Here is a 22467-nt window from a genome sequence, read left to right as displayed (position 1 = left end):
TGAAACGTCCTCCCAGAGCCTGACGACGCCCTGCGCCTTCGGCGCGAGTGAATCGTCTTGAATCTGTGGGAAATGAAACATGTCACCCCTGAAATCTGGCTGGTCGCGTCTCGCGATCGGCTGCGCTGTGGCCGCAATGGCGGCCGGCGCGTTCGGCCCCGCCTGGGCTGATCCTGTCCCATCATATGAAAAGTTGCTTGAGCGCATCGGGCTCACACCGGGAGCGCTGGAGGCTGCGGCGCTGGTGGATGCGGCCGAAGCCCGTATCCGTCAAGCTGGCGTTCGGCCGAACCCCGAACTCAGTCTGGAAGCTGAAAACGCCTTCGGAACCGGCCCGTTTTCAGGCTACGGGAACGCCGAAACCACCCTGTCCGTCAGTCAGGACTTGGAACTCTGGGGAACGAGAGGCGCCAGGGTCGGCGTGGCCCAGGCTGAAGGTAGGACGTCGGCTCTGCGGCTAGATCTCGCTACTCTCGATGCCGCTGGCAGGCTTGCGTTGGCCTATGCAGAGGCCGAAGCCGCTGATCGACGCTTCGTCCTTGCCCAGGAAGCCCTCGCTATCACGATCGCCGACGCGCGGGCGTTGATGATCTTGGTGGAAGAGGGGGGCGAGCCCTTGTTTCGCGGTATCCAGGCCGAGAGCGAGGCAGCGGCGGCAAGGGCGGCGCTTGACGAAGCCCAGGCGGAACGAGACGCCGCGTTCGCAAGACTGACCGCCGTGGCAATGTTGCCGAGCCCAGCGACTTCAATCGAATACAGCCTACTTGACCGCGAACCCCCCGCCGCCTTCCCGACCTCCTCGACGTCGCCGGAGGTGAGGGTGGCGGAGGCCGAGCGCGACGCCGCTGAAAGCCGGATCGAGGTGGAGCGGGTGCGAGCACGGCCGGACGTTCGTGTCTCGGTCGGCGTCCGCCGCTACGAGGCTGAAGACGCCACCGCTCTGACTTTCGGCATCAGTATGCCCTTGCCCCTCTTCGACCGGAACCGGGGCAATTACGACGCCGCACAGGCCGAGTTTCGCGCTGCTGACGCGCGCGTGATGGCTGCGAGGCAGACGACCCAGGCTGACCTTGCCAGTGCCCAGGCCAGGCTTCGGTCAGCCAGCAGCCGCGTATGGGCCACCGACGCAGGGGTGACTGCCGCCGAGGAGGCATATCGCCTCTCACGGATTGGCTTTGAAGCCGGTCGAATCTCGCAGCTCGAACTCAGTTCATCCCGCGCGGCGCTCATTGCCGCCCGCAACGCCGCCGTCGACGCTCGCCTCGCGAGGGCCCGAGCCGAAATTGACCTCGCGCGCCTGCAAGGCCGCCTCCCGTTTGGAACATCGCTATGAAACGCATACCTGAGATCAACAAGACCTGGCTGATGGCCGGGGTGGCCGCCATCGTCCTTCTGGGCGGTGCAGGCCTCTTTGCCGTGATCCGCTCACCTGCTGAGGCCCCGGCAGCTGCGAGTGAAGCAGGACATTCCGAGGAGGAAGGCGATCACGCCGCGGACGAAGAGAGTGGCGAAGAGGGCTTGATTGTTCTGACGGCGGCCCAGATCGCAGCCGCCGACATCGCCATCGTCGCCGTGACCGGCGGCGGCGGCGGCGAAACGCGCCTGTCGGGCCGGGTCGAGCCGATGACCGATGCCAGGGCCGCCGTCGCCGCGTCCGTCGCTGGACGAGTCGAGCGCGTTCTTGTTGCGCCGGGCCAATCCGTTCGCGCGGGGCAGCCACTCGTCGTGCTGGTCAGCGGCGACGCCGCAAGCCTTCGCGCCGACGCCGACGCGGCAGAGGCCAATGCCATTGCCGCTGAACAGGCGCACAGCCGCGAAGAAAGCCTCGCGGATCAGGGCGTCGTAGCCCGCCGGGATGCCGAGATCGCTCATGCCGAGGCGCTAAGCGCCCAGGCTGCGGCCCGCGCCGCCCGCGCCCGCGCCACCGCGGCTGGATCGCCCAGTGCCTCAGGAAGACTCAATGTTACCAGCCCAATCTCCGGCGTGGTCACCAGCGTCCAGGTCGGGCCAGGCGGCTTCGCGGCCCAGGGCGGGGTGATTGCCGAGGTCACCAACCCCGCGCGCGTCGAGATCGTCTTCAACGCACCCCCGGCGCTCGCCGGTCAGGTTCGCGTAGGCTCCGCTATGCGCGTGCAGGGCCCGGCGGGTGAGTTCGACGCGGTCGTCGCCGGCGTGGCGGCCGGTGCAGGCGTGGAGAGCGGCGCAACCGTAATTCGCGCCCGCCCCACCGGATCGCTGCTTCCGCCGGCAGGCTCGGCGGTCACTGGCGTAATCGTCACTGGCGAAGCGTCGGGAACGCTGACCGTGCCGTTCGAGGCTGTCCAAACGGTGGAGGGCGGGACCGTGGTTTTCGTGCGCACCGCGACGGGCTTCCGCGTCGTGCCGGTGCTGGTCGGTCGTCGGGCCGGAGATCGGACCGAAATCCTGCGTGGCTTGACTGGCGATGAACGTGTCGCCGGAACCAACGCCTTTCTTCTTAAAGCCGAGCTCGCCAAGGGCGAGGCCGAGCACGGTCACTAGGGAACGACGCACATGTTCAATGCCATTATCGCGGCGTCGGTCCGCTTCCGTTGGTTCGTCGTCATCGCCGTTGTGCTCGTCGCCGGGCTGGGACTGTTCGAACTAACCAAGCTGCCAATTGACGCAGTGCCCGACATTACCAACCGGCAGGTGCAGATCACCACGGTTGCGCCGGCGCTGGCCCCGGAGCAGATCGAGCGACAGGTCACCTATCCGCTGGAGACGGGGCTGGCGGGCATTCCCGGCCTGACCAGCACGCGATCACTGTCGCGCAACGGCTTCAGCCAGATCACAGCCATCTTCACCGACCGGACGGACATCTATTTCGCGCGCCAGCAGGTCGCCGAACGGCTCGCGGCGGCGCGGGAAGGACTGCCGGAAGCCGTCGAGCCCGCGATGTCGCCCATCACGACCGGCCTCGGCGAGGTCCTGATGTGGACGGTCGATTACGTCCCCTTCAACAGTCAGAACCTGGCGCAGCCGGGGCAACCGGGGTGGCAGCCAGGACGTGTTTATCTGACCCCTGAAGGGGAGCGGCTGACCACGCCCGAACAACGCGCCACCTACCTCCGGACGGTTCAGGACTGGATCATCGCGCCCCAGATGCGCAGCGCAGAAGGTCTGGCGGGCGTCGACACCGTCGGCGGCTACGTCAAGGAATACGCCGTTCGTCCCGACCCTGCCCGCCTGTCCGGCTATGGCCTCGGCCTCGGCGATCTGGTCGAGGCGCTGGAGCGCGCCAACACGCAGGCCGGCGCGGGCTACATCCAGCGAGCCGGTGAAGCGCTGGTCGTCCGCACCGACGCTCTGGCGAGCACGGTCGAGGATCTGGCGCAGGCCCCGGTGGTCAATCGCGGAGGTCTGGTGGTCCGGGTCGCCGACGTCGCCACGGTGGAGATCGGACAGGAGCCGCGCCTCGGCGGGGCCAGCCGCGACGGCCACGAAGCCGTCCTTGGCACCGCCCTGATGATCGCCGGCGGCAACAGCCGCACGGTGGCCCAGGCGGCGGCCGAACGGCTGGAGGTGGTGGACGACAGCCTCCCGCCCGGCATCGTCGCCAACACCGTCCTGAACCGAAGCGAACTGGTCAACTCGACCATCGCGACCGTCGCCCGGAACCTCACCGAGGGCGCCTTGCTCGTCGTGCTGGTCTTGTTCCTGCTGCTCGGCAACATCCGCGCCGCCACGATCACGGCCTTGATGATCCCGCTCAGCTTCCTGTTCGCGGTCATCGGCATGAACCAGTTCGGCATCAGCGGAAACCTGATGAGCCTGGGCGCTCTCGACTTCGGCCTGATGGTCGACGGGGCAGTCGTGGTGATCGAGAACACCCTGCTGATGCTGACTCAGCGTCGGGCGGCGGTCGGGCGTATGCTGACCCGGCATGAGCGTCTCGAAGTCGCGGTCCAGTCGGCACGGCAGATGGTCAAGCCGGCGGCGTTTGGACAGTTGATCATCCTGCTGGTGTTCGCGCCTCTGCTGATGCTGGAGGGCGTCGAGGGCAAGACGTTCCAGCCGATGGGTGCGACCGTCATGCTGGCCCTGGTCGGTGCCTTCATCTTCTCCTTCACCTTCGTACCCGCTATGACGGCGTTGCTCGTGCGCGATCCTAAAACGGTCCACGTCGATCCGGACGGACAGGCGGTCGAACACGAGACCTGGATTCTACGCTTCGCCCGTCGATTCATTCAGCCAGCGATCAAGGCGGCGGTCGCACGCCCCAGGATCGTACTGATCTCTGCCCTGGCCATGCTCGCGATCGGCGGGACTTCCTTCATGTCCCTGGGGCGCGAGTTCATCCCGACGCTCGACGAAGGCGACATCGCCATGCAGGCCCTACGCGTGCCCTCGGCGTCGCTCGAACAATCCCTGACTATGCAGATGGCGCTGGAGCGCGCCATCACGGCGCAGCCTGAGGTGGAGACCATGTTCTCCCGGACCGGGACGGCAGAGGCGGCGGTCGATCCCATGCCGCCGAATATTTCCGACAGCGTCATCGTCCTGAAGGATCGCAGCGAATGGCCTGATCCGGGGCTAGAGAAGGAGGTGCTGATCGAACGCATCGAGGAAATCGCGGGCCAGCAGATTGGCAACAATTTCGAGTTCAGCCAGCCGATCGAACTGCGTTTCAACGAACTCATTTCGGGGGTGCGAACTGACCTCGCTGTCATGGTCTATGGCGACGACTTCGGCACTCTCCAGCGGGTCGCGGATCAGGTCGCCAGCTCGCTTCGGGAGACGACCGGCGCGGCAGACGTGCGGGTCGAGCAGGCGTCCGGCCTGCCTACCCTGACCGTCAGCGTCGATCGCATCGCCGCCGCCAGCTATGGTCTGTCGGCGGCCGACGTCAGCGAAGCGGTCTCGGCCGGCATCGGCGGCGCCGAGGCGGGTATCATCTTCGAAGGTGACAGGCGGTTCGACGTCGTCGTGCGCTTGCCCGAAGCCGCGCGAAACGATCCGGCAGCGCTCGCGGCCCTGCCGGTGGTTTCGGATACCGGCGTAGTCGTGCCCCTGTCGGCGGTGGCCCGCATCCAGACCGGTGAGGGGCCCAACCAGATCAGCCGCGAGAACGGCAGCCGCCGCATGGTGGTCCAGGCCAACGTCCGGGGCCGCGACCTTGGCGGCTTCGTCGCCGACGCCCAGAACCGGGTGGCGGAGATCGAACTCCCCGCTGGCGTCTATCTGGATTGGGGTGGACAGTTCGAGAACCTGAAACGGGCGGAACAGCGTTTCAGCATCGTCATCCCGATCGTGTTCATTCTGATCGGCGTCCTGCTGTTCATGGCGCTCGGCTCATTTGCCGAGGCAGGGCTGGTCTTCGTCTGCGTGCCGCTCGCCCTCGTTGGCGGCGCCTTGGCGCTTCTGCTGCGAGGCATGCCCTTCTCGGTCTCGGCGGCGGTCGGCTTCATCGCCGTGTCCGGGGTCGCCACCCTGAACGGACTGGTGCTTATGCAGGCCATCCGCCAACGCCTGAACGAGGGCCTGCCTGCCAAGGTGGCGGCGATCGAAGGGGCCGCCAGCCGACTGCGCGCGGTGCTGACGACCGCTTTGGTTGCCATCGTCGGCTTCATCCCGATGGCTCTGGCGCACGGAGCCGGAGCCGAGGTGCAGAAGCCGCTCGCGACGGTCGTGATCGGGGGCCTTTTGACGGCGACGGCGTTGACCCTGCTCGTGCTGCCGACCTTCGCCGCCAAGGCGGTTCGGCATCGTGCTTCGGAAGGACTGGAAGATTGAGCAAACTGACCTCGGCGGACCATCAACAGCGGCGCACGTTGCTGATCGTCCTGATCCTCAACGCCCTGCTGTTCCTGGGTCTCGGTATCGGCGGCATCATGGCCGACTCCAGCGCGCTGCTGGCCAACGCCGTCGACAACGCCTCGGATTCGATCGTCTACCTGATCAGCTTTGTGGCGATCGGACGCGCCGCGTCCTGGAAACAGGGCGCGGCACGCCTGTCCGGTATCCTGTTGCTGGTCTTCGCCGCCGGCGTGCTGATCGACGTCGGCCGGCGCTGGTGGTTCGGCACAGAGCCGGTCGGCTGGACGATGATGGGTCTGGCGCTCGTCGCTGCGATCGTGAACTTGATCTGCCTTGTGCTCCTGCGACGGGACCAGTCCGGCGACGTCAACATGGAAGCGGCCGAGACCTTCAGCCTGAACGACTTCGCCTCGAACGGCGGCATCCTCGTCGCCGGTGGTCTGGTCATGTGGCTGGATCAGGCCTGGCCCGATCTGGTCGTCGGCATGCTGGTCGCGGCGATCGCCGTGAAAGGCGGCATCGAAATCCTACGCAGCGCCAAGAAGGATGTGGCGGCCGACTGAGGTGCGACTCCGGCGCTGACGCCTCAACGACGGGACGCCCAACTTTCGGGCGGGCCACGAGATCGGCCGGGCCGCGCCTCTGGCAGACTTCGCCATCCCAGACGACTGTATGGCCGGCGCGGATCAGGTCGACCACGCGCGGCGAATGGTCGGCTGATTGGCCCATCACCACGTCCTGACTGCCGACCCGCTCCGGTCATCGCCGCGCGCGCGAAAAAATCAACGGGGTTGACCCCGTTTTGTTCTACATTCCGATCAGGGGCGAGAGCCCCCGCCCGTGATGATCACCTCACCCGCTGGCTTCGCGCCCTTGCCCTGCAGGCTGTAGTGGGTGCCCACGCCCTCGATGTTGAACCGGCCGAAGATCCGGCGCACCTCCGGCCTGTCATTAAGCGACAGGATGAACCGGCCCCGGATCCCGGCCAGCTGCTCGGCCATCAGCTCGAACTGGCCCTGGTCGAACATGCCGGGCCCATAGTCGCCCTCACAGTCGAAATACGGCGGGTCCAGATAGAAGAGCATCCCCGGCCGGTCATAGCGGCGCACGAAGTCCGACCAGGTCAGCTGCTCGATGACCACGGTCTCGAGGCGACGGCCCGCCGCCATCAGGTCGGCCCCGACCTTTGACGCCTGGAATCGGCTGGCCCGATCACGGCACATGCCAAAGTCCTGGCCGGTCACCTTGCCGCCGAACGCCACCTTCTGCAGGAACACAAACCGCGCGGCCCGCTGCAGATCCGTCAGCTGCGTCGGGTCCACCCGCTGCTGGTGGTCAAAATCGGCACGGCACTGCAGCTGCAGGCTGATCAGGTCACACAGCGCGCCCGGGTGCGCCCGCATGCAGCGGAACAGGTTCGCGACCTCACCCGACAGGTCATTGATGATCTCGCACTTCGGTCGGCTACGCCGACGAAAGAAGACACCACCCATGCCGACAAAGGCTTCGGCATAGGCTTCATGGGGCGTGGCCTCGATCAGCGCGCACAGACGCCGCGCCAGATTGCGCTTGCCGCCGATATAGGCGGCAACCGGGGAAACAGGGTTCACGGGCAGGTGGGTTGTTGCGTTCACAAGCGACTCAATCACGGATAGCGCCCGCCGGTCAGGCCGGTGGCGGGGCGAGAAGGGGGTGCACCCCTGGACGTGCTGAGTTCACGCTCGGCGGCTCGGGTGTTAGCGCACCCGGCCCCCGCCTCTATCGAACCGGGGACGGCGCCGGTCCATCACACCAGTCCTCATCCCGGATAGCCCCGGCCGTTTGTGCCGTGCGGTGCTGACAAATCACTTCTTACCGCGCCGCCGCCTATTCGCCGCCTGCTCCTTCGGCGTGGCCCAGCGACAGTTGCCGGGCTCGTAGTCGCCGTCATTATTGTCCCGGTCCAGCGTGAGGCCTCGCGGACGCTCGCCCATGTCTTCAACGAACGAGCGAAAACTATGGCGCCACCGGTCACATACCTTGATGCCACGGCCACCCCAGCATTCGAAGCGCGTCGTCCTCGGATTTTCGCAGCGGGCGATCATGGACTGCCAGCTTCGATAGGTGAGGTACTTGCCTCGTTCCATTGACCGACCGTGTGTCTTGTTCGCCGGTGTATGTTCGACCTTTGCACATCCGCAACTGGTGGTGTGGCCGGATAGGAGGTTCTGTGTTTGGACGATCGTCGGATTGCCGCAGTCGCATCGGCATCGCCACATCGTTCGCGCAAACTGACCTGGATCGAAGGCCGAGATCGCCACCAAGCGACCAAAGCGCTGCCCCTCAAGATTTCGTCGACGGGAACGGAAGCCGTCAAGGTGTCCGCATCCGCAACTCTTTGATCGTCCGGATCTGACGCTGGCGAGATTAATCTCTTTGGACTGGCCGCAGTCACACCGAAACAGGCCGCGCGACTCGCCTTTCAGTGAGGCGCAGCGCTCGACGAATGTAAGTCGCCCAAACCTAGCGCCCGTAGGGATCGGCTTTGTCGCCATCAGAGCCCTTGTAGTCCATGCGCCGCTTCAAGCAGCGCGTTCCACGACGTCTCGCGCACGCTCACCCATATGAACCCTTCGGGCAGCTGGGGCATTGCGCACTGGGTCGATGCTGGGGTCGGGACGGTGATAGCGACGGGCGCTCCCAACAGGCTGCCCAAGACCATGCGTCGTGTGGTATTGGTTCGTCCAGCTTGTGCCATGTCGATTTCCTATGGATCGAAGGTTCAGGTCAGGGCTGGAGTGAGGTTGCCGCCTTGCTCCAGCCTGCCTTATCCGATATCCATTACGCATTCGACTGTCAATAACGGATATCGGTTATATGGGGCGTCCGCCGATCGGATCGACAGCAGTGATGGTCAAGGTGCCGCCGGCCCTGATGGCTGCCGTTGACCGCTTCATCGTGGAAGAGCGACCGGGAATTAGCCGTCCGGAAGCGCTCCGCATCTTGGCTGCAGAGGCGCTGGCCGGAATGGGCCTGCTCGATCCTGACGCTTAGATCTCGCGCCTCGGCTCGGACCGTTCCCGGAAATCGACCACGCGTATTCCCAGCCACTCATTGATCGCCCCAAGCCGCATCTTCAGCGGGATGATCTCGGCCTGGTGAAACACGGCCTCGGCCTTCTCGACATCGCCGAACCCCCCTGCCGTCTGCGGGATCACCCCCAACAGCTGGGGCGGCACGCGGTGCGCGGCCAGCACGTCGTCCCGCGTGGCGTTCTTGATGCCGACAAACTCATCCTTGGCCGCAGCCTCGCCCGGGTGAAGGATCTGGATCGAGTCCTTCTTGCCGTTCGGTAGGTGGACGAACATCGACTTGAAATTGCCGACGCCCTTCGTGTTCTTGACCGCGCCCTGGATGGCGGCCGCATCCGCATCGCTCAGGCCGCCTTCGCCGACATACAGGATGAAGCCGGCGTGGGCCCCGTTGATGTAGTACCGGCGCCGGAACAGCGTCGCCGCCTCATTCAGGAAGGCCGACTGCAGGGCGCTCAGATAGTCGGGCACGCCATAGATCTCCTGATCCAGGCTGGGCTGCATCAGCTGCAGCACAGCGCCCTTCCGGAACCAGTGCTCCTTCATATAGGCCGACAGGAAGACGAACGCCCCGGGCTCGACGCCGCGGCGGGTGTATTTGGCCAGGCTACGGCGCAGCGCCATCGGCCGGTTCACCAGATTGGTGACCTGCTCCACATAGCACTGCCCCATGACCAGATAGTCGAGCGCCAGGCCCTCGAACGTCTCGAGGTTCAACATCGGGTGCGGAATGAAATCGCGGACCAGTTGGTTGATCTTCACCCGGAACGCGCTGGCGTGATGCGACGTCACATTCATCGCGCGCGACAGCACCGCCTGGTCGATCGGCGGCTGATAGTAGCGACCGCCGACGCCCGAAACCTCCCAGCAGTCCAGGCACTCGATCAGGTCGCGCCGGTTCAGCACCGGCTCGGCATCCCCCAGGGCAAAGGCGGTCGCCGTGGCGGTCGAAGCCTCGAGGCCGAGGGCTGGCCCGGGTGACGGGTCCAGAGACATGCGCGCGGCCATCGACAGTTCGCCGCGCTCTTCGCGCGGGATGGCGTCGACGCCGCTACGGGCACGGGCGCGCGCCAGCTGGCGGGCACGGGGCAGGGGGCTAGTCATCAGAGATCACCACGCGAGAGCTCGAGCCGCCTCCAATGGCGGCTTCGATGGGTTCATTGATCAGGGATTGGAACAGGGCCCAGGCCAGGTCGGCGTGGCCGCTGTTCTTGGTGCGGCTGGCTTCATAGGTGACGTGCCGGCCCGATGCCGTCATGGTCCTCCGGATCGCCATCAGCGCGCCGAGCAGGTCGGTAAAGCCGGCCGGGATCTCGATGCGGTGCTTGGTGACGACGTCCAGGGCCTTGTAGACCATCTGGGTTTTCACAAAGGCGTCGTACTGATGGCCGGTCGCGCGCGGGAAGAAGGTCCGCACCAGCTGGAAGACCGCATTGCCGATGCCCGTCTTGTCGATGTCGATCTTGGTGACGTTGTAGCGCTTGGTGTATTCGCGGATCACCTCGGCCTGCTCGGTGAAGTCGCTGCCCTTGAACTGCCGACGCTCCAGCACGCGGAACTTGCCGCCCGGCGTCCGGGGCGGGGCCAGCACGATCAGGCCCGCGGCGTCGGCGTTCTCGCCATCCCCGTTCGGATCATATGACAGCCAGACCTCACCGTCATAGGGCTTGCCGAAGCCCAGGGTGATCCGCACGTGGTCGACGTCGGGCCACACCTCCTGCTCGTCGACCATGCACGGCGTCAGGATCGTCATCGGGAACACCGACAGGGTGTCGTCGACGAACTGGCACATCAGCAGGTTGGCGAATTCCGGCGCCGAATACTCGTCGCGCAGGTCCTCCAGGTCGAACAGGTCATTGCCGCCGCGCTCGGCGTCCTCGATCGTGACGGTCTGGCGCCAGATCCGGTCGGGCAGCAAAAGCCCATCCTTGGTCGCCTTCCAGCTGGTGTCGAAGTCGATGCGGCGATCCTTCGCCCGCTTCTTGTTCCACTCCTGACCGGTCCAGAACTGATAGGCCTCGTGCGTGACCGAGCTCGGCGCCGAGAAGAATGTCTTCCGGTACCGCTTCTGCATCGCCATGCCCGAGGCGACCTTCTTCAGCACCTGGAAGCCGAAGACCCAGAAATATTCGTCGAAGTAGAAGTCGCCGTGATAGCCCTGCGCCGTCCGGGCATTGGTGCCCAGGTAATAGAGGGTCGGCTGCTCCAGCGGTCGCCCGTCATCATCCTCGCCCCGATCGATCAGGATCGGATCGCCGCTCAGCTCGACCCCGATCGTCTCCATGACAAACGCCCGGACATAGCCGCGGGCGATATGGGCCTGGCTTTTCGAGGCCGAAAGCCAGATCTGGTTCTTGCCGGTCTCGAGCGCGACGATCAGCTTTTCGAGCGCGAAATAGTATGACGCCCCGATCTGCCGGCTCTTCAGGATGTTGCGGCTGCGCAGCTCCCGCTTCGACCACCACCCCGCCTGATAGTCGAACAGGATCTCGAGGAACCGCGCCTTCAGGATCTCGGCCTGGTCCGGCGTGATCCGGTTCCGGGACGGCTTCTTCTTCGGCCCGGCGTTGCGGTTGCCGACCTTGGGGTTCAGGTCCGCTTCATTGCCGCCCGCTTCGTATTTGCGGACCCGGGCGAACCGCTCGGCCTGGCGGCCCAGCAGGTCCATCTCCTTGAAGTCCAGGCCGGACTTGCGGTCCTTCATGGCGACGGCGATGTAGCGGGCCTCGGTCACCCCCTCCATGCGCTCGAGGCTCGAGGCCTTGTCCCATGCTTCGCGGGCCTTCCAGCTGGCGATCGTGCCCTCGGGCAGGCCCAGCAGCTCGGCGATGTCACACAGCCGCCAGCAGGCCCAATAGAGGAACTTGGCCGCGCGTCGCGCGTCCAGCATGGCCGCGACCGGAAACCCGAACCCGCTGTTCGCAGCCAGCATCGCCCCGAGGTCGTCGGGACCGCCGGTTCCGCGCTCAAGCAGCGGGGCGGTAGCGCGCTTCGCTGTTGCGCCTTCTGCTTTGGTGGACCGCTCTTTCATCGGGGCGGACGCTAACCGCGCGCGCGCGACGGCCCTTCGCCCCCCTGTTGTCAGCACCGCACGGCACAACAGCCTTGGCTTGAGATTGCGACCCCCGACGCGGTGATCTGCGCCTCGATTAGTCCGCGCCGCATCCGGCGCTTCGAACGCCCATCACCCGAGGCCCCGATGTCCGATACGACCGCCACCCCGAAGTCAAAATGGTTCCGCGTTGCCGTCGAGGGGGCCACCGCTTCGGACGGTCGCACCATCGAGCGCAGCTGGCTGCTCGAGATGGCCGCCAGCTATAACCCGGCGACCTTCGGGGCACGGGTCAACATGGAGCACATCAAGGGCTATTCGGCCGAGGGCCCCTTCATCGCCTATGGCGACGTCCTTGCGGTCCGGACCGAAGAGGTCGAGATCGAGCTGGCCGGCAAGACGGAAAAGCGCCTCGCCCTCTATGCCCAGATCGACCCGACCGATCAGCTGATCAAGTTCAACAAGGCCCGCCAGAAGATCTACACCTCGATCGAGATCGAGCCCAACTTCGCCAGCACCGGCAAATGCTACCTGATGGGCCTGGCCGTCACCGACAACCCGGCCAGCCTCGGCACCGAGGCCCTGAAGTTCACGGCCAAGGCCGACAGCGAGTTCGCCAAACAGCTGAAGGCCGCCCTCGATGCGCGCAAACAGCACGCCACCAGCCTGTTCTCGGCCCTGATCGAGACCACCATCGAGTTCGAGGCCGCGCCGACCGCCGACGCCGAGTCCGCCTTCGACAAGGTGCTGGCCAAGTTCTCGGCCCTGATCGACGGCAAGAAGCCCGAACCGGAACCGAAGCCGCAGAATCCTGCGCAGGGCGCTGACGGCAACGCTGCGCTGATCCAGGGCTTCACCGCCCTGGTCGGCGACATGGCCGCGGCCATGAAGGCCGATCGCGAGGCGATGGCGACCCAGCACCGCGCCGACATGACCCGCCTGCAGAGCGAGTTCGCCGGCATGAAGGCGACGATCGAGAACACGCCGTCGCCGGGCTATTCGCAGCGCCCCGCCGCCACGGGCAGCGAGACCGGCAGCCAGCTGGCCGACTGCTGAACCCACCCGTCCGTCCCTTACCGCCCTCCGGCACCGCCCCCCTGATCATCGCCCGACTGGAAACCCGACATGCGCAACGCCCTCAGCAACGCCGCCCGCCTGCAGTTCAATCAATACCTGGCTCAGCAGGCCACCCTGAATGGCGTTGACCCTGACGTCGTGCGCGCGGGTCAGAGCTTCACCGTCACGCCCTCGGTCCAACAGACCCTGATCGAGCGCCAGCGGGAGTCGTCCGAGTTCCTCACCCGCATCAACATCGTCCCGGTGTCCGAACAGCAGGCCGAGAAGCTGGGCCTGGGCATCGGCTCTACCCTGGCGAGCCGCACTGACACCGATGCGGCCGATCGCGCCACCCAGGACCCGACCACGCTCGACAACGATCTGTACACCTGCAAGCAGACGAACTCGGACACCCACGTCAAATATTCGAAGATCGACCTCTGGGCCAAGTTCAAGGATTTCCAGCTGCGCATGCGCAACCAGGTCATCCAGCAACAGGCCCGCGATCGCATCATGATCGGCTTCAACGGCACCTCGGCCGCGACCGTCACCAATCGCGGCACCAACCCCCTGCTGCAGGACGTCAATGTCGGCTGGCTGCAACAGATCCGCGCCAACAAGCCGACCCACGTCTTCGCCGAGGGTGCCAAGGAAGAGGATCTGATCATCATCGATCCGACCGCCGGCGTCGGCGACTATCGCAACCTCGACGCCCTAGTGTTCGACGCCGTCCACTCCTTCCTGCCCGCCTGGGCCCAGGGTGACACCGGCCTGGTCGCCATCGTCGGCGGCGGCCTGCTCCACGACAAGTACTTCCCCTTCGTCGATCGCGAGGAGAAGCCGACCGAGAAGCTGGCCCTCGACGTCATCCTGTCCAAGCGCGAGCTCGGCGGCCATGGCGCGGTCAAGGTGCCCTTCGTGCCGGACAACTCCATCCTGATCACCCGCTTCGACAACCTGTCGATCTATGAGCAGGAAAACACCCGTCGCCGGACCATCGTGGACAACGCCAAGCGCGACCGGATCGAGACCTATGAGTCGGTCAATGAGGCCTATGTGGTCGAGGATTACGACTACGCCCTGCTGATCGAAAACATCCAGTTCGGCCTGACGCCTGAGCCCGCGGGCTAAGCCCTCGGCCGGCCATCGTTGCCGAGTCCCCAACCGCTCCAGGAGCCTGATCCGTGAAGTCCATCGCCACCCTTGCCCGAGAAAAGGCCGAAGCCCGGATAGCGGCCGAGGCCGAGGCTGCCAATCAGGCCGCCGAAAAGGCGCGTGGCCGCAAGAAGGCCAGGCCTTCCCCGGCTGTCTTGGCCGACATGGACCAGCCGCTGCCCCGCGCGGGGCGTCGCCAGCCGTCCCCCGCGGCCCGTCGCAAGCACTTCCTGATCGCGGCCAGCGCCGGTCGCGTTCTGGCGGCCAGCGGCGTCGATCTGCAGGCCATGGGCGACAATGACAACGGCGCCAACCAGCGCGAGCTGGAAAGTGCGGCCGCGAAGATCATGCTGCAGCTGCAGGAGGACTCGCGCCGCCTCAAGGATATCCAGTCCATCGAGCGCAAGATCGAGCTCAAGGCCGAGCTTCTGCCCACCTATGGCGGCTGGATCGACGGCGTGATCAAGGCGGGCAAGGTCGCGGCGGGCCCGCTCGACCAGGTCTTCACCACCCTGATGGCCTGGCGCATCGACACCGGCGACTTCGAGGGTGCCATGCCCATGATCGAGCATGCGTTGCTGAACGATCTCGCCATGCCCGACCGCTTCAAGCGCGAGACCCCGGCCTTTGTGGTCGAGCAGGTCTCCGAGGCCGCCATCCGCGCTTATGAGGCGGGCGAGGACGCAGCACGTGCCTTCCCGGCCGCGGTCTTGCCGGCCATCGAGGATCTGATCGATCTGGTGGATGCCGACATCCATGACGAGATCACGGCCAAGCTGCACCGCGCGCTCGGCATGGCGATCCTCGCTGGCGCAAAGGAAGACGACGCCGACGACCTGACGGCGCGTCAGGGCCAGGCGCTGCGCTGCTATCAGCGCGCCCTGCAGCTGGATGAAAAGGTCGGCGTCAAGAAGCCGATCAGCCAGCTGCAAAGCGCCCTCAAGAAGGCCGGCGCGCTGCCCGAGAATTCACCCGAGACCCAGTCCGCGTCCGAAAAGGACGGGGAAGGGACCTGACACCTTCGCCCCCCGGCGCTCGGCGGCGGGACCGGCAGACGACGGCGTCCCAATCCGCCGATCGTCGCGCCGGTCCCCCACCGCCGTAGACCGGTTCATCTTTCCGCCTCTGGGACGCCATGTCCGGAATCGTCTTCAATCCTCCAAACACTGACGGCACGCCCCCGGTCGAGCCCCCGGAGGCGGATACGGTCGTGTTCGACGGGTGGTGGCCCAATATGAACATCACCGCCGTACGCGAGGCCATCCGGATCGACACCAATGTCACTGCCGGTCGCCTGCGGGATGCAGTGTCTCAGGCCATGCTGGACATCGCGACCGCGCTGGCCGACTGGCGCGCGGAACAGGTCGAGCTGGGTCACGCCAGTCTGCAGGACGTGCCGGCGCGCATGCAGGTCGATGGCGCCAGCGACTATGTGCTGCGCTTCAATCGCGCCGTCTATTCCGTCGTCGGCGCGGATCTGGCCGAGCGTCAGATCGGCTCGCGCCTGACCTCGGCCGGCGCCGATCGCGCCGAAGAGCTGTCGGCCGACATCTGCATCCACACGCGAAACGTCACCTGGGCCGTCCGGGACTTCCTCGGCCGCACCCGCGTCATCGCCGAGGCGCTCTGATGGCCCGGCTCACCTCCGCAATCCGCGTCGAGGCCGAGGCCGGCGAGACCGTGGACGCCCTGGTCTATCGCACCCTGGGCAAGGGATCGCCCGCAGTCGAACAGGTCATGACGGCCAACCCCAACCTCGCGGACCAAGGGCCTTTCCTTACGGCCGGCCAGCGCGTCGTCATCCCTGCGGTCGCCACCACCCCGGCAACCCCGCCCACAATCAACCTGTGGGACTGACATGACCACCCATCACACCCTTCCGATCAATCCCCCGATCAACTGGTCGAAGGTCGCCTTCCTCTGGGCCGCCTCGATCACGGTTGCCGGCTGGGTTTTCTTCGGTGCGCAGGGCGAGCAGCGCCTCAAGACGCTCGAGGACCGGACCCAGCCCTTGGCCAATGGGGATCTGGTCGCCGTGCAGCGCGACGTGGCGTGGATCCGCGACCGCCTCGAGAGGGACGCATCATGATCCGCCTCAAGCCTGGTCAGCTGTTCGGCCTGCTGAAGGCCCTGCCCATGATCCGCTTCGCCCTGATGCTCGGCGGCGGAGTGGTGGCCACGGCGCTGGCCGCGCATGTCCAGTGGTGGCTCCAGCACGGGCGCTTCCCCGACGGCGAGGCCGTCTGGCTCGCCCGCATTCAGGGTGCCACCTGGATGGGCCTGTCCAGCACCTTAATCGTCGCCCTGGTCATGATCACCCTGGCCTTCGGCCGCGCGGGCCGCGTCGGCGTCAAGGCCGGTGGCGTCGAGATCGACGTCGACTTCGACAAACCAGAGGAACCGGAATCATGAATCGTATCAGCCTGCTGGTCGTTCACTGCTCAGCCACGCCCGCCAACCGGGACATCGGCGTCACCGAGATCCGCGCGATGCACAAGGCCAGGGGCTGGCGCGACATCGGCTATCACTATGTCATCCGTCGCGACGGCACGCTCGAAAAGGGACGTGCCGACACCGTCATGGGTGCGCACGTGGCCGGCCACAACGCCAACAGCCTGGGCATCTGCCTGGTCGGCGGCGTCAAGCCCGACATGACGGCCGAGACCAACTTCACCGCCGAACAGTATGCCGCGCTCGAGCAGCTGCTCGACACACTGGCGGCGCGCCATCCTGCAGCCCGCATCTGCGGTCACCGCGACCTGTCCCCTGACCGCAACGGCAACGGCAAGGTCGAGCCGGGCGAATGGGTCAAGGCCTGCCCGACCTTCGACGTCGCCAGCTGGTGGACCGAACGCAAGGGAGCACGCTGATGCCGGATTTCATGCGGGATTGGCTGGGTCTGGCCTTGCTGATTTGCTGCGCCCTTCTCCTGGTGGCGATCAGTGGTGCCGCAACGGTCTGGTTCGGGTTCGCCTGGGCCTTCATCATCAGTGTCATCGTCGGCGCCCTGATCTATCGCTGGATGCCGATCGGCACCTATGGCGAAGGCGCTCACGTCATCATCATCGCATGGATACTTCTGGCGATCGGCCTGGTGATCGGCCTCCTGATCGGGCTGGCCCCGTCGTGAAGCTGCGCGACATCTCCGGGTTCACGCCGGTCCACTGGATCCTGATCGCGGTCGCCGTGATCGCCTTTGCCGTGGTCGGCGTCCAGATCCTTGGCGGTCTAGGCTTCCGCTGGGATCCGTTCAACTCGACCGAGCACCGGGCCGAGGTGGCCGAAGGCAAGGCGGCGGTCGCCACCGCCGACGGCGCGGCCCGCTCGGCCGAGGCCTCCGGAGCCCGCGACACCACCCGCCTGATCGAACGCGGCGCCACCGATCGCGCGGCCGCCGACGCGATCGCGCATGACTTTGCCCTTCAACGTGAGGCCCAGGCCGATGAAACGATCCCTCTTCCTGACGATGGTACTGCTTTGCGCGATTCCTGGCAGCGGTTGTGCGACCTTCGCCCGTCCGTCTGTGCCGGTCACGGTGACGCCGCCCCGGCGCGAGATGCCGGAAAGCGCGATCCAGCCGTGCCGCCTGCTCGAGCTGCCGAGCAAGCTGTCCGCTGACACCCTCGAGCAGCTGCTGGTCGATCAGGCCGTCGCCCTCGTCCACTGCGACATCGCCCGGCAGACTGCCGTCGACGTCCACGCCGGCGAACATGCCGACGAGGATGAGTGGCTGCGCGCGCTCGGGGTCGAGCCGTGAAGAAGCCGCACGCCATTCGCGCCGCCCTGACCGCGGCCCTCGACCCTCGCCATGGCCTCAAGACGGATCCCTACCGCCTGCAGATGGCGGCGACCAAGCTGGGCCTGTTCGCCTCGGCCCGGCCGGGCCAGGCGTTCGAGTACCGCTACACGCTCGAGATCGCCATGCTGGACTTCGCTGGCGACCCGGCCGAGGTCTCGGTTCCGCTCCTGCTCTGGATCCAGCGCTGGCAACATGACCTGATCTCCAGCCCGGAGGCCACGGCCCGCGGCATGGATCTGACGTTCGAGCTGCTCGACGAGGACAAGTACGACATTCACATCGACCTCAGGCTGACTGAGGCCTACCGGTTCGAACCGCGCCCGGGCGGCGGCCATGACCTGGTCTATCTCGAACCGCCCGAGCCGCTCGCCCTGGAAGACGGTCCGCCGCTGCATATCGTCTATCTGGACGATTCTGTGATCGCCCGCTGCGAAGAGCATCCCGAGGTCACCTGATGGCCGAGGACCTGGCCCAGCTGCACGAGATCGCCGCCGCCTGCCTCGCCGCGCTTGAGGCGCCGACGCGCACCCGGCTGCTCAGGCGGATGTCCGGCGACATTCGTCGCGTTCAGCAGCGCCGCATGGCGGCCCAGCGCGCGCCCGATGGATCCAGCTGGCCCAAGCGCAAGCCGCGACGCACCGCCAAGCCCGCGACCCGGCCTGTCCGATTCCTCTACCCGTCAGGCGGGTCCGGCCCGCCGCGTCTGGTCGATATGCGCAGCTGGCGCCAGCAAGGCCAGACGATGGTCGGCTTTGACCGTGAGGCCGATGGCCTGCGCACCTTCAAGAAGTCCCGCGTGATCCGCTGGCTCCCGCCCGAGGGGCAGGCCGAAACCTCCATAGAGGCCTCTGGCGCCCGAGGGGTGCGGGGCAAGGTGCGCCGCAGGTCCGAGCCCATGTTCCGGGGCCTGCGCTCCAGCCGCTGGCTCAAGGCCGGCGCGGACAGCGAGTCCGCCTGGGTCGAGTTCACCTCGCGCGCGTCCCGCTTCGCCCGGGTCCACCACTATGGCGAGCGCGATCAGGTCGCCCCGGACGGCCCCGAGATCGACTATCCGCAGCGCGAGCTGATCGGCTTCGCACCGTCCGACGAGGCGATGCTGCTCAACGCCTTCATCGATCATGCCGGCGACGCCCTCGGCTGGGGGCGTAGAGCAGGGCGCTAGCTCCCGCGCGGCGAGCGACCGCGTCGCGAGCGATAGGGCCTCCTACATTTGTCAGCACCGCACGGCACAACAGCCCCCGGTCGCCAGCGAGACGCTCGGGCGGTGACAACGGGGCCCCCGCTCGTGACGTAGAGGTTCCCGACTGTGTCCGTCCTCGCCGGCCAGGCCAGCGGCTCGACCGCCGTCAACCTGTCCAAGCTGCCCTTTCCGAAAGTCGTCGAGGCCCTGTCCTTTGACGCCATCGTGGCCGAGGCCAAGCAGCTGCTGATCGACGCCATGGCCGAGGACAGCCCCGAGGCCGGTGCCGCCATGGCCCAGGTGCTGACCCTGCCGTCCGAGCCTCTGGTCAAGATCATCCAGATTTTCGCCTATCGCGAGCTCGGTCTGCGCCAACGGGTCAACGACGCGGCGCGCGCCGTCACCATTGCCTATGCCGTCGGGTCCGACCTTGATCACCTCGTTGCGCTGCTGGGTGTGCAGCGGCTGGTCATCGTGCCGGAGTCCGTCGACGGACTGACACCTGCCGTTATGGAAGATGATGACGCCCTGCGCCGGCGCGCCCTGCTGGCGCCCGAGGCCTATTCCGTGGCCGGTCCCGAGGGTGCCTATGTGTCCAAAGCGCTCGACGCGTCTGGCGATGTCCTGGACGCCAGCGCCACCAGCCCGGCCCCGGGCGAGGTTCTGGTGACCGTTCTGTCGCGCCTCGGCAATGGCGTGCCCGACCAGACCCTTCTGGACACCGTCGAGGCCTATGTCTCGGCCGAGGACGTCCGCCCTTTGACCGATCAGGTGACGGTGGCCGCGGCCGAGGTGCTCACCTTCGAGGTCGATGCTACCCTGACCACCTTCGCAGGGCCGGATGCATCCGTCGTCATCGCGGAGGCCCTGGCCCGGCTGGATGCCTATCTGGCCGCATGTTTCCGGCTCGGCCGCGACGTCACGCGCTCCGGGATCATCGCCGCGCTGTCGCCCGAAGGCGTCCAGGACGTCGACCTGGTGTCACCCGCCGCCAATGTCGTCGTGACCCGCACCCAGGCGGCCCACTGCACGTCGATCGACGTCACCCATGCCGGTCTCGGGGAATAGCCATGCCCCTGGTCCGAGACAGCCAGTGCCTGGCGCCTGAGAACTCCACTGCGCTCGAGCTGGCGCTCGAGCGCCTGACGCGCCGCCTTGAGGACGTGCCGGTCCCGCTACGGGATCTGTGGCGGCCTGACACCTGCCCGATCGAGCTCCTGCCGTGGCTGGCCTATGCCCTGTCGATCGACAGCTGGAATCCAACCTGGTCCGAGAGCGTCAAGCGCAACGTGGTGGCGGCTGCCATCGAGATCCAGCGCAAGAAGGGCACTGCTGCCTCGGTGCGCCAGGTCGTTGCGGCCTTCGGCGGCCAGATCGCCTTGCGCGAATGGTGGCAGCTGGACCCGCCCGGTGAGCCGTACACCTTCGATCTGGTCCTGACCCTGAACGGGGAGGGCGGGCAGCCCGCAACGGCCCGCTTCGTCGAGGAGGTCATCGATGAGGTGATCCGGACCAAGCCCGTTCGCGCCCACTTCACCTTCACCCAGGGCCTCGCGGCCCAGGGCGGTCTCGGCCTGGCCGCCGCCGCGCGCGCCGCCGACTTCTACCGCCTGCAGCTTGAGGCCGCCTGATGCCTGGATTGCCGATCACCATCACCAATGTCGGGCGCGCCGCCCTGATCAATGCCCAGAACACCGGTACCAATGCGCTGACGATCAGTCAGGTCGCCCTGACCTCGGCCAATATGGAGGGCGCAAACTTCGCGGCTATGACGGCTCTGCCGACCGAGCTGAAGCGGTTGAGCACCTTCGCCGGCGATGTGGTCGCAGACGACACTCTGCACCTGACCATCCGGGATGAGTCGATCCAGTCCTACAGCATGCGCGGCTTCGGGCTGATCCTTTCGGACGGCACGCTGTTCGCTGTCTACGGCCAGGCGGCGCCGATCGTCCAGAAGTCCTCGGCCTCGATCATGCTGCTCGCTGTGGATGTGGTGCTGGCCAGCCTGACTACGGCCATGATCGAGTTCGGTGATACGGACTTCATCAATCCGCCGGCGACGGTTGATCGCCTGGGTGTCATCGAGATCGCCGATCAAGCCGAGGTGGATGCCGGCATTCGGGGTGACGTCGCTGTCCCACCTTCACGCCTCAAGGTGCTGCTGACGGCCCTGCTCGGCGGCAAGGCAGACTCGGCGCACAGCCACGACGCCGGCCATGTGACGACGGGCATTTTCAACGTCCTGCGGATCCCCGATCTGGCCATGGCCAAGATCACCGGGTTGGCGACAGCGCTTGCGGAGAAGGCCAGCTTAGCGGGTGCGACCTTCACGGGTGCCTTCGCTATCTCGCGGGCGAGCGGACCCAGCCTCGATCTGATCGGCAACGCCGGCACGGGGCGTGAGATCAACTTCAGGACCGGGGCCAATACCCGCTGGCGCATCCGCGCGAATGGCTCGGCCGAGAGCGGGGCGAACAACGGCTCCCTGCTCGAGTTTATGCGGTTCGCTGACGACGGCACCTATCTAGGTATTCCGTTCGCCATTATCCGCGCCACGGGACAGGTTTCCTTCGAGACCGTACCGCGCGTCGGCACTCAGCAACTCTGGTTCGAAGGCAACTTCGACCCGAACTCCAAGGCCGCAGCGATCCACTCCCACGACTGGGCCCAGGTCACGGGCAAACCGGTCCTGCTGCAGTTCGTCAGCGCCCTCGCGGCCTCGGGCTCCGACCTCAACCTGTGTGTCACGCCCGGCTTCTATCGCCAGCCGCTCGACGCCGGCGCAACGGACGGCGCCAACTATCCGGTCGGCGGCGCCGGCATCATCGAGGTCCTTGCACAGGGCAATGCCGTCGAGCAGCGCTATACGCGGCCCTCGAGCGGGGACGTCTTTCACCGTGGGTCGATCGGCGGGGCATGGTCGGCCTGGCGCAAGTTCTGGGACAGCGGCAACTTCGATCCGGCGTCCAAGGCCAACGCTGCCCACAGCCATGCGGGTGAGGATATCACCTCGGGCACGGTGCCGCTGGCCCGGCTTCCCAACATCCCCGCCAGCCAGACGAACAGCGGCGTCTTCGATCCCGCCCGGATCCCGGCGCTGGCCATGTCGGCCATCACCGGCCTGGTCGATGCGCTGGCGGGGAAGTCTAACACCGGTCACGTCCACTCGGGCGCGGACATCACCTCGGGGACGGTGCCCCTGGCCCGGCTTCCCAACATCCCTGCCAGCCAGACGAACAGCGGCGTCTTCGATGCCGCCCGGATCCCGGCGCTGGCCATGTCGGCCATCACCGGCCTGGTCGATGCGCTGGCGGGGAAGTCTAACACCGGTCACGTCCACTCGGGCGCGGACATCACCTCGGGCACGGTGCCGCTG

Annotated in this window: 23 protein-coding genes; 20 read left to right on the top strand and 3 right to left on the bottom strand. The window is 66.5% G+C overall.

The features are described 5' to 3' along the window. Window positions 1-79: 79 nt before the first annotated feature. The 4 genes from V7672_RS06380 to V7672_RS06365 are packed head-to-tail and all read left to right on the top strand — an operon-like array spanning window position 80 to window position 6341. A complete protein-coding gene (locus V7672_RS06380) occupies window positions 80-1333 on the top strand; it encodes a TolC family protein (RefSeq protein ID WP_335623749.1) in 1254 nt (417 codons plus the stop codon). Further along, complete coding sequence (locus V7672_RS06375) at window positions 1330-2520, top strand: efflux RND transporter periplasmic adaptor subunit (RefSeq protein WP_335623748.1); 1191 nt, start codon at window positions 1330-1332, stop codon at window positions 2518-2520. Before V7672_RS06380 ends, V7672_RS06375 begins: the two co-directional genes overlap by 4 nt. A 12-nt stretch (window positions 2521-2532) precedes the next feature. Further along, on the top strand, window positions 2533-5754 hold the full coding sequence (locus V7672_RS06370; protein ID WP_335623747.1) for an efflux RND transporter permease subunit: 3222 nt from the start codon (window positions 2533-2535) through the stop codon (window positions 5752-5754). Then, a complete protein-coding gene (locus V7672_RS06365) occupies window positions 5751-6341 on the top strand; it encodes a cation transporter (protein ID WP_335623746.1) in 591 nt (196 codons plus the stop codon). Before V7672_RS06370 ends, V7672_RS06365 begins: the two co-directional genes overlap by 4 nt. Before the next feature lie 255 nt (window positions 6342-6596). Here the strand turns inward: V7672_RS06365 and V7672_RS06360 are convergent, their stop codons facing one another. The 3 genes from V7672_RS06360 to V7672_RS06350 all read right to left on the bottom strand — a co-directional run bounded on the left by V7672_RS06360 (window position 6597) and on the right by V7672_RS06350 (window position 11781). Further along, window positions 6597-7412, bottom strand: coding sequence for a DNA adenine methylase (locus V7672_RS06360; protein WP_335623745.1), 816 nt, complete (start codon window positions 7410-7412; stop codon window positions 6597-6599). A 1395-nt stretch (window positions 7413-8807) separates the two neighbouring features. Continuing rightward, window positions 8808-9953 (bottom strand): phage portal protein, encoded by a 1146-nt coding sequence (locus V7672_RS06355; protein WP_335623744.1) that lies wholly within the window; start codon window positions 9951-9953, stop codon window positions 8808-8810. Further along, the gene (locus V7672_RS06350) at window positions 9946-11781 is read right to left on the bottom strand and encodes a terminase large subunit domain-containing protein (RefSeq protein ID WP_335623743.1); all 1836 of its coding nucleotides are present in this window, start codon (window positions 11779-11781) and stop codon (window positions 9946-9948) included. The genes V7672_RS06355 and V7672_RS06350 overlap by 8 nt, the downstream gene beginning before the upstream one ends. A gap of 267 nt (window positions 11782-12048) precedes the next feature. Between V7672_RS06350 and V7672_RS06345 the strand changes: the two genes are divergently transcribed. The 16 genes from V7672_RS06345 to V7672_RS06270 all read left to right on the top strand — a co-directional run. After that, a complete protein-coding gene (locus V7672_RS06345) occupies window positions 12049-12957 on the top strand; it encodes a GPO family capsid scaffolding protein (protein WP_335623742.1) in 909 nt (302 codons plus the stop codon). A 69-nt stretch (window positions 12958-13026) separates the two neighbouring features. Further along, the gene (locus V7672_RS06340; RefSeq protein WP_335623741.1) at window positions 13027-14088 is read left to right on the top strand and encodes a phage major capsid protein, P2 family; all 1062 of its coding nucleotides are present in this window, start codon (window positions 13027-13029) and stop codon (window positions 14086-14088) included. Between the two features lie 53 nt (window positions 14089-14141). Beyond that, window positions 14142-15128 carry a phage terminase small subunit gene (gpM, locus tag V7672_RS06335; RefSeq protein ID WP_335623740.1) on the top strand — a complete coding sequence of 329 codons (987 nt, stop codon included), beginning with the start codon at window positions 14142-14144 and terminating at the stop codon, window positions 15126-15128. 119 nt (window positions 15129-15247) lie between these two features. Beyond that, complete coding sequence (locus V7672_RS06330) at window positions 15248-15742, top strand: head completion/stabilization protein (protein ID WP_335623739.1); 495 nt, start codon at window positions 15248-15250, stop codon at window positions 15740-15742. After that, window positions 15742-15969: a tail protein X gene (locus V7672_RS06325; protein ID WP_335623738.1), complete on the top strand. Its 228-nt coding sequence runs from the start codon at window positions 15742-15744 to the stop codon at window positions 15967-15969. Before V7672_RS06330 ends, V7672_RS06325 begins: the two co-directional genes overlap by 1 nt. A 1-nt stretch (window position 15970) precedes the next feature. Beyond that, entirely contained in the window at window positions 15971-16201 is a 231-nt protein-coding gene (locus V7672_RS06320; protein WP_335623737.1) for a hypothetical protein, read from the top strand. Continuing rightward, entirely contained in the window at window positions 16198-16524 is a 327-nt protein-coding gene (locus tag V7672_RS06315; protein ID WP_335623736.1) for a hypothetical protein, read from the top strand. Before V7672_RS06320 ends, V7672_RS06315 begins: the two co-directional genes overlap by 4 nt. Next, window positions 16521-16982 (top strand): N-acetylmuramoyl-L-alanine amidase, encoded by a 462-nt coding sequence (locus V7672_RS06310; RefSeq protein WP_335623735.1) that lies wholly within the window; start codon window positions 16521-16523, stop codon window positions 16980-16982. The genes V7672_RS06315 and V7672_RS06310 overlap by 4 nt, the downstream gene beginning before the upstream one ends. Beyond that, on the top strand, window positions 16982-17242 hold the full coding sequence (locus V7672_RS06305; RefSeq protein WP_335623734.1) for a hypothetical protein: 261 nt from the start codon (window positions 16982-16984) through the stop codon (window positions 17240-17242). Before V7672_RS06310 ends, V7672_RS06305 begins: the two co-directional genes overlap by 1 nt. Beyond that, the gene (locus tag V7672_RS06300) at window positions 17239-17730 is read left to right on the top strand and encodes a hypothetical protein (protein ID WP_335623733.1); all 492 of its coding nucleotides are present in this window, start codon (window positions 17239-17241) and stop codon (window positions 17728-17730) included. Before V7672_RS06305 ends, V7672_RS06300 begins: the two co-directional genes overlap by 4 nt. Next, complete coding sequence (locus tag V7672_RS06295) at window positions 17669-17869, top strand: hypothetical protein (protein WP_335623732.1); 201 nt, start codon at window positions 17669-17671, stop codon at window positions 17867-17869. Before V7672_RS06300 ends, V7672_RS06295 begins: the two co-directional genes overlap by 62 nt. Then, window positions 17866-18366 carry a phage tail protein gene (locus tag V7672_RS06290; protein WP_335623731.1) on the top strand — a complete coding sequence of 167 codons (501 nt, stop codon included), beginning with the start codon at window positions 17866-17868 and terminating at the stop codon, window positions 18364-18366. The genes V7672_RS06295 and V7672_RS06290 overlap by 4 nt, the downstream gene beginning before the upstream one ends. Then, window positions 18366-19073, top strand: coding sequence for a phage virion morphogenesis protein (locus V7672_RS06285; RefSeq protein ID WP_335623730.1), 708 nt, complete (start codon window positions 18366-18368; stop codon window positions 19071-19073). The genes V7672_RS06290 and V7672_RS06285 overlap by 1 nt, the downstream gene beginning before the upstream one ends. Before the next feature lie 144 nt (window positions 19074-19217). Continuing rightward, a complete protein-coding gene (locus V7672_RS06280; RefSeq protein ID WP_335623729.1) occupies window positions 19218-20159 on the top strand; it encodes a baseplate assembly protein in 942 nt (313 codons plus the stop codon). 2 nt (window positions 20160-20161) lie between these two features. Beyond that, window positions 20162-20722: a phage tail protein I gene (locus tag V7672_RS06275; RefSeq protein ID WP_286691396.1), complete on the top strand. Its 561-nt coding sequence runs from the start codon at window positions 20162-20164 to the stop codon at window positions 20720-20722. Then, on the top strand, window positions 20722-22467 hold a 1746-nt coding region (locus V7672_RS06270; RefSeq protein ID WP_335623728.1), incomplete at its 3' end, for a hypothetical protein. The genes V7672_RS06275 and V7672_RS06270, both read left to right, overlap by 1 nt.

The organism is Brevundimonas sp. (genome assembly GCF_036963785.1).
GTDB lineage: Bacteria > Pseudomonadota > Alphaproteobacteria > Caulobacterales > Caulobacteraceae > Brevundimonas.
Note: the sequence above shows the minus strand (reverse complement) of the source record. Positions and strands in the feature narration are given on the sequence as shown.